The following is a 14422-nucleotide window of genomic DNA, read 5'->3' as shown; positions in this document are numbered from 1 at the left end:
ATAGCGGAACACACGATTCTCATACTAACAACGACTTCGATCCTGCGACTGTACGCTGCATTGTCGACGCGGTCATGGCAATAGATGCTGGGTTGGAGCCAATGCTGAAAAACCGCTGATCGTTCAAAGATTCAATTCTATGTGGGAGCTATTCTGGCGCTCATGAGGGCCTTAAGTTCAGTCATCATCAGTTGCTGCGCCTCAATTTTCGCAGCAGCGCTTGCCAGTTCAACCTCCATCTTGTGTAACTGTTCCTTTTGGTTGTTGGTTGTTGCGACGGATTGAAGCAACCGCGCCTCCAATTCTTTAATTTCGATGTCTTTTTCAGCTACTTGGGGCTCCAACACCTTTGCCCGTTGCTCTATTGCCCGCAGTGCATCTACCTGACTGCTGAGTTTTCGATGGCTGGTTTGCCCGTCATAGATCGTTTTTTGTGCTTGTGATATTTCCGTTACCCAGCGTGCTCCATCCTGGTTGAGACGAGTTATTTCATTCTGCTTGGTGACCAAGGTTTGCTGTAGTTGTCGTAATTCAGCCTGAAGTTGTTGCACTTGATGTTCGTGGCTCCGGATATCCTGGTCACGCTGCTCTTTCACTGAGTTGCGGTAATGTTCAAGTGCATCTCGGGAATGTTGATGTTTTTCTTCGAGTGACTGCCGATGCACATCGTTTTCTGCCAAGCGCTCCTTGAGATCTGCCACTTGCTGGGCCAGAGTGTGGTGGGCCATGGCCTCATTTTGAAGCGCCTCTTTTGTTTGCTCGTGTGATTCGATTTCTTGCTTGATAGCAGCAATTGTCAGATCCAGTTTTTCTTTTACTTGTGCATGTTTTGCTGTGATTTCTTCAATTTCTGCGGCATGTTGCCGATCCTTTTCAGCACTCTCAATAAACATGTCAGCAATACGGCTGCTAGTCTCGGATTCTAGCTGAGCAGCAAGCTGAGCAACCAGGTTTTGTAGGGCTGCACTGATTGAGGTTTTTCGATCCACTGTACTGCTACTTTCTTCTTCTAACTCCTTCAAATATTTGTGGATAGTGGTTTTGGAGCCAGTATTGCCTAGCGCAATTCTGACGGCATCTACGGATGGATGGCGACCCTGAGCTAACAGACTATTACGTGCTTTTTCGACTTCCGATTTATACAATCCGGTTCTGGCCATCATTTACTCCGTCAAATATCATAATGTATTACGTACCATGTAATTACATACTAAAATAAATTTAAAATCAAGGTAATAAAAGCAAGAGTTAAATACAGGATAAAGTAACTTTATCCAGTGTTATGGTCAAAAATGGGCTAAAATTCACAAGAAATTTGATATGCCCCAAATTGGCGCAATGAAATGAGAATTTGAGGTGGATGTAGCATGAGCAAAATCGATCATTACTTGCACGCTGGTACCCGTGACAATACGCGGGTCGCTTATCAGTCTGCCGTTAGGCATTATGAAGTGGAGTGGGGCGGTTTCTTGCCGGCCACCAGCGAAAACATTGCTCAGTACCTAGTTGATCATGCAGAAAAGCTGGCGATCAATACCTTACGTCAACGCCTGGCCGCGCTGGCGCAATGGCATGTCGATCAAGGGTTCCCTGATCCAACCAAGGCACCTCTCGTTAAAAAAGTCATTCGAGGCATACAGCGAGAACATCCAGCACAGGAAAAACAAGCCAAGCCATTTCAGCTTGATCAGCTTGGAATTGTTGATCGCTGGCTAGAGCAGGCGATTGCTACTGCGAATGCATCCGGTGACCGAGCTGCTGAACTGAGGCATACCAGGAACCGGGCATTGCTGTTCCTGGGCTTTTGGAGGGGATTTCGCGGTGACGAGCTTACTCGTCTGCAAATGGAATACATTGAAATCATTCCCGGCCAGGGCATGAGTTTTTTCTTGCCGCATACAAAAGGTGATCGGCAGAACAAGGGCGTGACTTTTAAAGCGCCCGCACTCAAGCAGTTCTGCCCTGTTGCCGCATATACGGCATGGAAGGAGCTGGCTGGACTTGAATCCGGGCCGATATTCAGGTCAGTGAACCGCTGGGGGCAAGTTGGCGATCAGGGCCTGCACATGGACAGCTTGATACCGTTGCTACGCACCATATTCAAGGATGCTGGCGTAGCTGGTTCTGACGATTACTCAGCTCACTCATTAAGGCGCGGATTTGCCAACTGGGCAACCGGTAATGGCTGGGATCTAAAAACACTCATGGAATACGTGGGTTGGAAAAGCGTACAAAGTGCCATGCGGTACGTGGATGCAGCGGATCCTTTTGCTCAGCAAAGAATTGAATCAAGTTTGACTACGTCAGATCAAATAGCTGGATCTATGCCTCTTATTTGAGTTTTCCCAGGGCGGCAGCTTTTGGACATGCATGAGACACTTTGTTTGCCATCGCAATCTGTAGTTTAATCGGGAAATTTCCTATCAGCGGTTTCATATTGGACAGGAATAAGGTAGCATGCGCGCCCCGATACTTACTCTCCGGTTGCAAATGATTCTGTTTTTAGATTTTGATGGCGTCTTACATCCGGAACCTTGCTACGATAAGGATCAATTATTCTCATGTTTGCCCCGACTAGAGGCAACTCTTCGTGATTACCCGACAGTGCAGATCGTCATTTCCAGTACCTGGCGCGAAAACCGGTCGATCTCTGAGCTGAGATCTTTTTTTTCAGATGATATTGGTGCACGGGTTATTGGTACCACACCATTGTGGGGAGACATTCCAGATATTGTGGAAGTGATTGGGTATCAGCGACATGCGGAAATTGAGGGATGGTTGCGACAATCTGGAGAGCCTTGGAAAGATTGGGTCGCAATTGACGACAAGTCCTATCTGTTCAAGCCATTCTTGAAAAATCTCGTTAAGACTGATTCATTAAAGGGATTTGATGGATTGGCCGAAAGGGATTTGCGCCAGCGCTTGAAGGAGGAGGGGAGTTAGGTACAATTTTCTGAAATCGGCTTTTGTTCAAAATGATCGGCATGAAATTCACATCTGAAGATGTGATTTGACTATTGCATTTAGTGCATCACATACCGTTGTTTGTCATAGGAATAGTTAACATGCTGATCCATTCAATTCAATCTTGCAATGCCCCTTTGACTGCATTGGTCATTTTCACCAATAACCCATAATCTGCTTTGCTTGCTGTTCTCAAGAGAAAATCGCGCAACTCCTCGGCTGACGGTTCTCCATCAAAATCAAAAAAATCTTTTAATTCGACGCCCAACTCGCTCCGAATCCGTTCCAGGGTTTCAAGGGAAGGGTAGTGAAGGCCTCGCTCTAATCTGCTTAGCGATTTTGTATCTATGTCAATTTTTCCAGCCAATTCTTCTTGTGAAAGTTGCTTTCGCTTGCGCAAAATCTGAACGCGCTCTCCGACTAGGTGCCGAACATCCTTCATGTAAACCTCCAAAGTTGACTACCGCTAGTTAATCAACATTGAGGGCTTCTTTAAACTTCCTATTGCGTTTATAATTTAATAAAATGAACGCACAAAGTTTACTTTTTGTATTTATATTTAAAATTAATTTGAACTACAGGCCATTTTAGTTAAATGGAGGCGCTTGAGCTTGTTCCTGTTGGAAAGGACTATTCGAATTGCATAGTCAATTAATGATGAGCAATCCTGGAAGAGAAGCACAACTGCCATTTGCAGATTGAAATACGTCCATCACTCAAACTGTAAGAAATAGGAGGTTCACTTGGATACGATAGAATGCCCCTACTGCAAGCATGAAGGCTTACCGCACCTGTATCATTACCGTCCATTTTTACTGGGAAAACTGCGCTATTCAAAAACTCAGCACCAATGCCGCATCTGTGGTGACGTGATGTACGTGACAGGTGGCGAGATCACTGGTTTTGGCTGGATTTGCCTGATAGCGTTGGGATATCTGCTTGGCGTGTTTTTTCTTCAGCGAGCATTTCCCAGTCTCGGTCTGAATTTGGATAATGTCATTAATCCTATTATCAGTATTTTTATTTTTGGCTTTTGGTTTTTGATCTTGCGAAAGATCATTCAGTATTTCAGAAACAAATCTCGAAAGCCGCCGTCAAAGCGATAAAGATATTCTCCCCACACTTGCCATACCTTTTTACAAGCACGACTCTGTATTTTTGAATTCAAATACATTGAAGTGACTGATAGCACCTATGATTACAACGAACGATTCCTATCTGAAGCGCAATTTTTTACCCTCCGGCGATTTCCCTATCTATACCTGGCTATGTGTTGACCTTGAATTAAACGCCCCATACTTTTTTATTGAATACGCGCAGACCGAGGAATATGCTCGTCTCACTGGCAGAAAGATTGTCAGCAATTTCCCCGATCTAGAAAAGGTTTGCAAACTCATTCATGGCGACGCCAAATCGGAATTGACGCAAATTTCCCTGCTGTCGCCTGGGTGGTTAAACAAGTCAGCTGGCTGGCAATTGGATGAATTGTCAGACGTCCAGTTTGGGAATTTCGGTCAGAAAGAGCCTTGGGTGCAAATATATACGCTAAAGGACGGTCGCCATCTGATTGAAACAAGCCTCAATTTGGACGTAGAGGATGCACTGGAACTCCAGTGCCAGTTTTCGGTAAAAGCCTACATGTAGACCGTCGGCCCTTCTGAGCTTTCTCCGAAAAATATTCTATTGGCCAGGTTTTGGACTCAAGGGGGACTGTAATGAAAATTCGCCTGAAGAAAAAATTCCTTTACGCCCGTTCTAAAATAGCCGCAAATGCCCGTAAAGAAAGAAGCGTATGCGAATGGGACAAGATGATCCCTGTCGGCCGAGAGTTTGGCAGCAAGGATTTTGATCGTTTAATGGAGCTCGACAACTTGGTGTATGCAGCCAGTTGTGCCGCCGATCCAGCTTCACTGGCCCTGCGCGTTTTCCTTGACGACGAACGAGCTACCCCAGAAGGTTGGGTACGAGTGTATTGGCCAGATGAAGCCATCTACTTGCTTGAAACCAAGGCAGTCGCAGAAATCAGTCTGGACCATGATCTGGGAAATGACGAGCGTGGCACGGGCTACGATGTCGTGTTATGGATAGAGGAAGCCGTCGCGCTTCATGGATTTACTCCACCGAAGATTAGCGTGCATTCTGCTAATTCTTCCGCCCGGGGAAAGATGCAAGCCGGAATTCGCGCCATCAATACATTTGTCAAAAAATAGTTGCCTGACAGGTAAATCGAAGAAAATGTGGCTTGCGTTACCCTTACGTAAATATGGCTCGGACTGCAGTAAAGTGTAGTCGCGCAGCATGTTAGCGACGTACCGTTCTCATTGACAGGGTAGGGAGCTCAGGCTGGTGTAAAAAATCGCGCTGGCTATGAGCAAAAATTCTGATGTGGCCCGGTTCACCGCGCGGCACTTCAAACTGAAAGGCCCTGTCCGGGCGCCCGATCCCGGCCATGAACCCGTCGACGCCCTTCAGAACCGAGGAAACGTCCATCCATGTGCCATTTCCTTCGACAAAGAAGCCGTGTGACTTGCCTGCGTACTTGAACTGTACAATGCCGCGACCGTTCAGCTCGAAGACGCGCACACCCTCCCGCGAAAGCTGCGGATCGTCTTCGATCCGAAAAGTTCGTTCGCTTTCGCCGACCAGCATCAAGTGTAAGCCCTCAGCCTTTCGCAGGCCCAGAATGAAGTTTGTGATGTTCCCGCAGTGCCTGTTTCGTGTCGTGATGATGTCAATGCGGTCTTCGCTGTCGATCATCGGGAAGTGTTCTGACAATTCAGCACCGGCACCAATCCAGGTCTGCGTGGTGATCAAGAGTATCTGTTAGCTTGCGCTGGATGATGACCCATCAATTGATCTGAATAAACATGCGTCATAAGGAGTAATGCAACGTTGTTCCAAAATATAATATTTTTCACAATAAAATTGGCTAAAGTGATATACACTTAATGCTATTGTTAAAAAGAAAACTTGGAGAATTTATGGCGTTCAAAACCCCATTTGTCGAGTCTATTGTTCCTGAAAGTCCAGATAGACTATTCCGGGACTTAACGCGTCGGCGTTTGCCGGATGTTCTGCCGCACCAAGCAGAGATCATGCGCAAGTACGCAACAGAAGCGACAGACCTCCCAGATGTAGCGTTGCAGTTACCCACTGGTAGCGGTAAAACTTTAGTTGGATTACTCATTGCTGAATGGCGCCGACGCAAGTTTAAAGAGAGAATCGTATATCTTTGCCCAACAAAACAACTTGTACACCAAGTGGCTGCGGAAGCTCATGAGAAATATGGTCTTTCAGTTTCAACGTTTGTTGGCTCAAATAAAGAGTACTCACCAACCGATAAAACAGATTACCAACAAGCACAGAAAGTCGCGATAACGACATACAGTTCACTGTTCAATACTCATCCATATTTTGATTCAGCAGACATAATATTTGTTGACGATGCACATGTCAGTGAAAACTATATCGCCAAGCAATGGACTGTGCAGATATCTCGTACAAATAAGGATCATGAATCCCTGCATCGAGCATTGACAAACCTCTTGGAACCGCAACTTTCTGCAACTGATATCACTCGATTGAGGGGAGTCTGGGATGATATTGTAGATCGAACCTGGGTAGATAAAATCCCTACACCTGTACTTGTGGAAATTGCTGACGAATTGACGGAAATCCTTGATGCCCATACTGCGGATACCTCTCTGGCATATCCTTGGTCATTAATCCGGTCCCATTTGTTGGCCTGCCAACTATATGTGTCCTCTAATGAAATTTTGTTGCGTCCCTTATTGCCGCCTACTTTTTCTCACGCTGCATTTGATCGCGCAAAACAGAGAATATTTATGTCTGCTACGCTAGGTGTCGGAGGTGATCTTGAGCGATTGACCGGTCGGAAAGACATATACCGTATTCCGGCACCAAGAGGATGGGATACTCAAGGAGTCGGGCGTCGATTCTTTATTTTCCCTGAAATGTCATTAAAGCAGGAAGAATTGCCCTATTTCCGCGCTCAGTTGATGGCACGTGCTGGCAGAAGTGTAGTATTGGTTCCATCGGATCCATTGGCAAATGCGACAGCAGAGGAAATTACTGAGACAATAAAATTTCCAGTATTTCGAGCGGAAGACATTGAAGATTCCAAAGAAGCGTTCGTAGCTGAGCCGAAAGCTGTCGCCGTGATCGCTAATAGATACGACGGTGTTGACTTTGCTGGAAATGATTGTCGCCTCCTCTTTATTGATGGCCTACCGAAAGCGACAAATTCGCAAGAAAGATTTTTAATGTCCCGCATGGGGGCAAATATCCTCTATAACGAACGTATTCAAACAAGAGTCATTCAAGCAATAGGGAGATGTACACGATCACTGGAGGACTTTTCGGCAGTAGTTGTTTCTGGAGAGGAGTTGCCAGATTACTTGACGGATATCCGCCGTCGTCGTTACCTCCATCCAGAATTGCAGGCAGAAATCTCTTTTGGCGCTCGACAGTCACGAGATACTGATGCAAAAAATATGATTGAAAATTTCGAAATGTTTTTTGAAAATCAAGAAGACTGGGAGCAAGTTAATAACCAAATAGTTGATGAGCGCTCAAGAACAACTCAGGAACAACTACCTGCAGTTAGCGAGCTTCAAAAAAGTGCAAATTTCGAAGTTGAATTTCAGACATTTATGTGGCGGGGTGATTACGAAGCTGCAGTAGATGCAGCAGAACGAGTATTGGGCAACTTACAAAGTCATGAATTAAAGGGGTATCAGGCGCTTTGGCACTACCTCGCCGGCTCAGCCGCGCATATACTGGCCACTAGTGGTAGTCAAACGATGAACGCAAAATCTCGTCAGCATTACATTGAAGCTCATCGATGCGCACCAGATATCAGTTGGCTAGCGACATTTGCTCGCAAGCATCAATTGATCGAAGCTACAGCTCAGTCGGCAGCAAATACTGCTGTACTAAAACAAGTCGAACGCATTGCTGCGAATCTGACGCGTTTAGGTACGACTCACGATCGCGAATACGCTAAGCTCGAAAGTCTGATTATGGAAGGGCTGCGCAAGCCAGAGACATTTGAACATGCACAAAAAGAATTAGGAAGTTTGCTTGGATTCATTGCTCAGAAAGTTGAACGCGAAGGTTCACCGGATCCCTGGTGGCTTTCCGGCGACAAATGTATCGTATTTGAAGACTATGTAGATACAACTAGCACAGCTACATTATCAGTTGAAAAGGCACGCCAGGCCGACTCGCACCCTAACTGGATCAGAGCAAACGCTGAAGATGCAAAAGACTGTGAAATTGTCTGTGTCCTAGTTTCCCCTGCGCGAAATTTCCGTCGCGCTGCATTGCCACACGTCAGCAAATTATTCTATTGGGAGTATGAAAAATTTGTAGAATGGTCCGATCAAGCTTTGAGTACTGTTCGCGAACTCAGACGAGATTTTGTAGAGGCGGGAGATTTGATTTGGCAAGCACGTGCTGGAACAATATTGCAAGAACGGCGTTTTGATATGGCTTCAATGATTGCTGATATAACTCAAAATCCATTGGCACAAAAAATGACTGCAGTATAGTAAGCCGGGACTGTTACTTGAATTTAAGTGAACTATGACTGGCTTTTAGTTCGTGGGAAAATAAAAGCTCCTTGCTTTTCACCGTAAGGGCCAGTAGCCAACAAAAGAATTTGGATACATTCGTACTCAGGAGGCACTGGGGCCATTCAACGATGAACAACAAAGAAGAAAAACGCGAACCATTACAGGGTACCAAAGTCGCAAGCCCAATCGCCACTGGCGGCGGCGGGGGAGTATTCCAATCCCGAGTAGGGGCGCTCTATTTGGCCAATATGCTCACCGGGTTGCCAACGGCTTTTAGCCTGCACGGTAGCCGCGTCGAAGCGCTTCGATTCGAGGCGCGCTACGCTGGCGCACACACTGATGATATTTACTGCAGGGTAAGAAACAATAATTGCACGCATCTTCAACTGATTCAGTGCAAGCGGGGACTCAACGCAACAGTCAGCAACGATGAATTTGTCGAAGGGTTGCAAGGTACTTGGCGGGATTTCCTTGGTATCGAGGGCAGTCCGTTCGACCGTTCGTGTGACGTGCTTGTCCTCGCTACGATTGCCCCAGCTACCGCTGCCAATCAAGCTGCCAAGCGGCTGTGCGAGCTATCCCGTGCTTCTGCAGACCTGGCCGACTTCCTTCTGAAGCTCAATACACCAAAACTCCTTAGCCACAAGCACAATGAGGTTTGGGGCACCTTCAAGGAGGTCTCGAAGAGCATTCTTGCGGACAAATACACTGAAGAGCTAGTCTTCCAGTTACTCCGCCGTCTTCGTGTTGACATACATGACCTCGGCACCGATTCCTCGCAAGAACTCAGTCTTGTCCAAGCTCTGTTGACATCCGGTGAGTCGGGAGACTCCGGCGAGCTCGTTTGGGATGGACTGTTCTCTTACGTCTTTGAACAAGGCGTTACCGCAGGCACTGTTACCAGAGCAACTTGGGCATCCACTGCCAAAACTGGCCTACAGGAAGCCATTAGTCGCCTGCGCCCTCGGCGGGGCCTTGGCAGCATCGCCGAGAATTTCAGCGAAAGAGCACGCCTTCAGTGCTCGCTCATCCCCACGACACTGCCCAATGACATCCACATACCACGCGGTGAATGTGTCGCTCGTGTGCTGGCAAGCCTGGAGGAACGGCAACTTGCCATCGTCACCGGAGGACCTGGTGTAGGAAAATCTGCTGTGATGGCATCCCTTGCGCCTCTCTTGCGCGAATCTGGTCCGCTGTTCTTCTTCCGTGCCGATGAGCTCGATGCGCCGAGTTTGGCGGCGGTACAGTCACTCACCGGGGTGTCCCATCCGATGTTAACAATTGCGAGCCTCCTGCGCGGAGGTACGCCTACTATTATCATCGACTCGCTCGAAAAGGTACTCGAGGCGAGAAACCCGGGGGCACTAGAGGAATTGCTGGGGCTGGTCCGGCAGAATACAGGGGCGAAGCTATGCATCACGACGCGCTCCTATGCTCTCAACCCACTTTTCACAAATTTCCTAGCCAGCTTTTCCGGTCAGGTTGTCGACATACCGCCACTCTCAGACGCGGAGATCTCTGCTGCGGTAACAGGCAGCACTCTGGAAGAAGTTGTAGCCAAAGATGTTGGTGTGCGCGAGGTGCTGCGTGCACCATACTATCTACGACTTGCTTTCGACTTCATCGCTGGTGGTGCAGCGCTGCCGGCTATATCGGGAAACGACTTGCGGCGCATGCTTTGGACTGAGCGCATTGCTCCTAGTAAGGGGTTACCCTCAGGTATGGCAGTGCGCAGGAAAACAGTCTTCGACCAGGTGTGCTACCAACGCACCGAGCGCTTCGCCCAATTTGTTGAGGCGCCAGCCGATGCAGAAGCGGTGGCGTCTCTTCTACATGACACAGTACTGATAAAGGACGCCGTTGACCGAGTGGCCCCAGCACATGATGTCCTGGAGGACTGGTCGCTCTTCTTTCGGATTGAGCGAGAGGTTGGCTCGGCTGAGCGCGACTGGGAAGCCCTCTTTGCCAAGTTGGGGACGCACGCAGGTATGAGGCGAGCTCTGCGCACATGGACGGCACAGCGGTCTGCTGAAGGAGACGCTGACGCCTACGCTTTACTCGAAGCAGCGTTAGAGCAAGAATCAGAAATTGCCCAGTTGTGGCGCGATGAGGTAGCCATAGGTCTGCTGCGATCCGACCGAGTGGAGGATTTGGTTTCAAAGCTTGGCAGCCGCGTGTCGTTTGACAACGCGAATCTTTTGAAGCGCCTGAGTCACCAGTTGCGGGTTGCTTGCAAAGGCCCGACGTCCATCGACTACTCACACTTGGCAGGTGACCTTGCGAATAACGAGATCATCTCTCGCATTGCAATGGGCACCCCTGTGGGCAAAGGCTGGGACGTGATGGTCAGGTTGATCACAAAAGCCTTTCCTGCTTTGCCTGTGGAGAATCACTCCTGGGTCGTCCAGTTTGCAGAGGATGCTATCGCGCACGATGATGATTGGTACCGACCTTCACAAAGAGTACGCGATGTGTTCAATATTGCTGAGTACCACTGTTTACGCGACAACGAGACTTGGTACCGCGAACAATCTGTCGGGAAGCGCTTCTATGGGGTGTTGATCAACTCCTGCGGCGCAGAGACGACGCGGTTCACGGAGTTTGTCGAAGCATTACTAAAGCGCGTTGACCAAAAGCCCGATAGCCGAGATTTCTATTCAGAAGAGCGTTTGGAATATCTGATTAATTTCAAGAACAGCAAGAAACCCAGTTACTTCACTCCAGACTTGGTGCGTAAAGTGTTCTGGAAACTGTATACCGAGGCTGGGCCGCGAACCCGACGTCAATTTGGAATGGGTGGTTGGGAACCCGATCTTGGACTCAGTGATCGGGCGGCTCGTGAGTTCTTCCCCCCATCTGTGCTACAAGGTCCGTTTCGCTGGCTCTTGCTCTATTCTTACACGAAGAGTTTACGGTTTGTGGTCGAGCTGTGCAATCATGCAGCCAACGCTTTCGCAAAGGCACAGCCAGACAGTGTAACCATCTTACCGCCAGAGTTTAGTCCCAACGGCCGTCGTCATATCCATCACTCCTGCTTTTGGACTACCTACCGTGGCCACTCTGTCACTAGCTACCTCATAAATTGCGCCCTAATGTCACTAGAAGAGCGTCTGCTGATCGAGGCAAAAGATCAGCAAGAATTCACGACTCGGGCGATTGAATTTATCTTGGACATTGGCGAGTCAAGCTTCACGACAGGGCTCATGGCCGGGGTGTTGATGGCGCACCCGAATCTTGTGACCGAGAAAATGCTCTCGATCTTTAAGTGCCATGAGTTCTTTGCTGATGACATGGCGCGAAGTCGGCAGGAAATCAACTCCCTTGCCATTCGTGGCGGGCATGATGGCTTGGATAGTGAACGGCAGAACGAGCGCCTAGCGAGCAACCAGCTTCCGCACAGACGGCACAGCCTGGAAGGTCTGATGCTGCAGTTGCAATTCAACCGACCGGACCTACGGGACTCCATCTTTGCAATCCTTGATGGGCACTTAGCTGTCGTAGCTACTTCTGCAGAGGTCTCTGACGGTTGGCGAATGACGCTCAAGCGCATGGATGCTCGTGGGCTACAGTTTGGTAATCGGGCAGGCGACGGAAATCTAAGAACTTTGGAAATTGCAAACCTTGAACCCGAACTGAAGCAAGTCAGTGATCAGGCTGACGCTCGCATGCAACTCCTAAACCGACTAGCCACAGTGCAGCTTTGGGTAAAGGCAATATTAGACCGCGAATCTATCGCAGACCCCAGTTGGGTCGAGAGCTTCAAATCACCTAATGAGCCTTACAACGAATTTTTCCAACTGAGTACTGAGTTCCAAGGACAAGAAAGTGTCATGCTCATCGGCTTGGAAGATGAACTTGCCTGCGCCTTAATTCAGCGGTGGCCATACGACCTCTCTAAAGCTCTACAGTGGGCCAGAACTCATTTGCTTGATATTTCTGCGCAGCTAGAAGATAAGGATGCTTGGTTGCACCACAGAGCCATGGCGGGTGATATCCGCGCCCAAACATTGATACTGCTTGCTAGCGTAGACCCACAGCTCCCGAAGATGGCCGAGGGCCTGGCTAATTTTGTCACAGAGCCAGCCTGGAGCGTAAGGCTGGCTACCGCCAACGCCATCTCAGATGTTTTAAGGCCAGGGCAACCTTTACTGGCTGACGTGCTGACATCAGCTCTCTCTCAGTATGCTGAGGCGCTAGACATTACCAGCAAACGACCTCCCAGGTGGGGTCTTGATTTCGTCGATGAGGCGCGAGCAGCCACGGTCAAAGCGTTACTTGCATCCTTGCGCGAGATGAAACCATGCGCGCGCGCTATGCCCACGAGCTTGACTGCAGTCAAGGAATGGGCGATTGCAATAGACGCAGCTCGCAGCGAAACAACTGGTACTTGGCGAGTTCAGGCGCTCACCGCACTTATTCGTCTCATGGCAGATCAGGAAGGTAACCCCAACATAGGAGAGAGCGATTCTGACTACGTTGACTATGAGGTTTACTGGGAGGTTGGAGACTTGTTTGCAGTGGAGTTGCTTGCACAGCCTACTGACCAGTCTTCACTATTTGAGCTCCTTGACTATTGTCTGGAGCACGCGCCAGATTTAAGTGAAAGAGTACTGGATTCAACGCTAAGTGAATGCATGAAGCAGGAGTTTGCAAACGGCGACGCTTTTTGGCAAGTGTGGAAACGAGCGGTTGCGAAGATTCTTCCTGATGAGTCACTGAGGACTCAATCGAAGCGGTCTTACTGCCAGTTTGAGAAAGTACTTCGGACCTTGTTGTTTTGCTCGATGTCATGGCCCAAGACTTGGAGTGACCTGCCGCTGTTCCAGTCTTATCCTAACTACATAGGCAATTGCATAACTATTGCGGGCGATAGCCGACCCGCAATGGAGAATATACTGAGGCTGATGGCCGGGGTAGGTAGGATACGGTCAGTGCCATCTGCACTTCCCCAACTGCGCGATGCTCTCGATCGAGCGCCAGCCGATCTCTTTGATGACGGCAACACTCTTTGGTATGCAGAGACCGTCTGCCGAGTAGCCGTACATGACCATCGAGAGATACTCATTCGAGATGTCACCCTTCGTAGGGCAACGCTTGACATACTTGACCGTCTGATAGATGCTGGTTCTTCTCTAGCCTTCCAATTAAGGGACTATCTTGCGGCAAGTCCGGCTGAACGGGCAGGGCGAGCGTCATAGTAATGCGTTGTTGCTTTTGTTTGCTTCTTGAGCAAGTAGGTATCGTTGCCCGATAAAAAATACGAGTTACAGCTGTTTTGGCAATAAGCCTGAAATTTCAAGAGTTTGCTGCAAACGGATTTATGCTAGCCACTTGTAATTTCAAGTTTTTTGCTGGATATTATTTATATGATACAGAATTGGTTTTGAATACCCCTTTGAGGGTAGATATTCCTTGTGTAACAGTGTTCGCCAGAAAGTAGAAGGTGGATTAAATTACGTAAGAAATTTTGCAAGGAAACGAACCCATAAATACCTAAAAGTACGAAATCTAGAAAATCTCATTTTATCTGACAGAAATGAAAAAAATCTCAACTATTGCGACAATCAATCTCAAGCTGCGCGACAATTTTCTGTTAATAAGTCCGTTCTCTACCAAATCCAGTCTCAACTTTCGTGGCACTTTACGCTTTTTCTGTGATTTCACATAGACCTCATAATGTTGTCGCTGCGAGCCTCGGTTTCTTGTCGGCTAACTTTTTACGTCGCCGTGACCAGAGCAGCCCAAAGCGTTGTAATCGTAATAGATACAGCTGGCAACTCAAAGATTCGCCATTGGGTTTCGTAAAGTAACTGCGACAGCAAGGGGAAGAACAACTTTGTTCAAATGAACGGATATTT

10 protein-coding genes are annotated in these 14422 nt (G+C 48.2%); 7 read left to right on the top strand and 3 right to left on the bottom strand.

Annotated features, from left to right (window positions below):
- Positions 1–137: 137 nt before the first annotated feature.
- Positions 138–1163 carry a DNA-binding protein gene (locus AC1RVX_RS17705; protein WP_493217905.1) on the bottom strand — a complete coding sequence of 342 codons (1026 nt, stop codon included), beginning with the start codon at positions 1161–1163 and terminating at the stop codon, positions 138–140.
- Between the two features lie 204 nt (positions 1164–1367).
- On the opposite strand from AC1RVX_RS17705, the gene AC1RVX_RS17700 reads away from it, so the two are divergent.
- Positions 1368–2339, top strand: a complete 972-nt coding sequence (locus tag AC1RVX_RS17700; protein WP_493217904.1) for a site-specific integrase — start codon at positions 1368–1370, stop codon at positions 2337–2339.
- A 118-nt stretch (positions 2340–2457) separates the two neighbouring features.
- Complete coding sequence (locus tag AC1RVX_RS17695; protein ID WP_493217903.1) at positions 2458–2943, top strand: HAD domain-containing protein; 486 nt, start codon at positions 2458–2460, stop codon at positions 2941–2943.
- A 139-nt stretch (positions 2944–3082) separates the two neighbouring features.
- On the opposite strand, the gene AC1RVX_RS17690 is transcribed toward AC1RVX_RS17695, so the two are convergent.
- Positions 3083–3406, bottom strand: coding sequence for a helix-turn-helix domain-containing protein (locus AC1RVX_RS17690; RefSeq protein ID WP_493217902.1), 324 nt, complete (start codon positions 3404–3406; stop codon positions 3083–3085).
- 301 nt (positions 3407–3707) lie between these two features.
- On the opposite strand from AC1RVX_RS17690, the gene AC1RVX_RS17685 reads away from it, so the two are divergent.
- From AC1RVX_RS17685 to AC1RVX_RS17675, 3 genes are all read left to right on the top strand, one after another.
- A complete protein-coding gene (locus AC1RVX_RS17685) occupies positions 3708–4070 on the top strand; it encodes a hypothetical protein (RefSeq protein ID WP_493217901.1) in 363 nt (120 codons plus the stop codon).
- An 88-nt stretch (positions 4071–4158) separates the two neighbouring features.
- On the top strand, positions 4159–4608 hold the full coding sequence (locus AC1RVX_RS17680; RefSeq protein WP_493217900.1) for a hypothetical protein: 450 nt from the start codon (positions 4159–4161) through the stop codon (positions 4606–4608).
- Between the two features lie 71 nt (positions 4609–4679).
- A complete protein-coding gene (locus tag AC1RVX_RS17675) occupies positions 4680–5174 on the top strand; it encodes a cyclic-phosphate processing receiver domain-containing protein (protein WP_493217899.1) in 495 nt (164 codons plus the stop codon).
- 91 nt (positions 5175–5265) lie between these two features.
- On the opposite strand, the gene AC1RVX_RS17670 is transcribed toward AC1RVX_RS17675, so the two are convergent.
- Complete coding sequence (locus AC1RVX_RS17670) at positions 5266–5778, bottom strand: hypothetical protein (protein WP_493217898.1); 513 nt, start codon at positions 5776–5778, stop codon at positions 5266–5268.
- A gap of 167 nt (positions 5779–5945) precedes the next feature.
- Here AC1RVX_RS17670 and AC1RVX_RS17665 point away from each other — a divergent pair, with 167 nt between their 5' ends.
- Positions 5946–8537, top strand: a complete 2592-nt coding sequence (locus AC1RVX_RS17665; RefSeq protein WP_493217897.1) for a DEAD/DEAH box helicase — start codon at positions 5946–5948, stop codon at positions 8535–8537.
- A gap of 152 nt (positions 8538–8689) precedes the next feature.
- Positions 8690–13762, top strand: coding sequence for a DEAD/DEAH box helicase family protein (locus AC1RVX_RS17660; RefSeq protein ID WP_493217896.1), 5073 nt, complete (start codon positions 8690–8692; stop codon positions 13760–13762).
- Positions 13763–14422: the final 660 nt, after the last annotated feature.

The organism is Undibacterium sp. GW821-FHT11B02 (assembly GCF_058808955.1).
The sequence above is the reverse complement of the archived record's forward strand: the minus strand, read 5'-3'. Positions and strand labels throughout refer to the sequence as shown.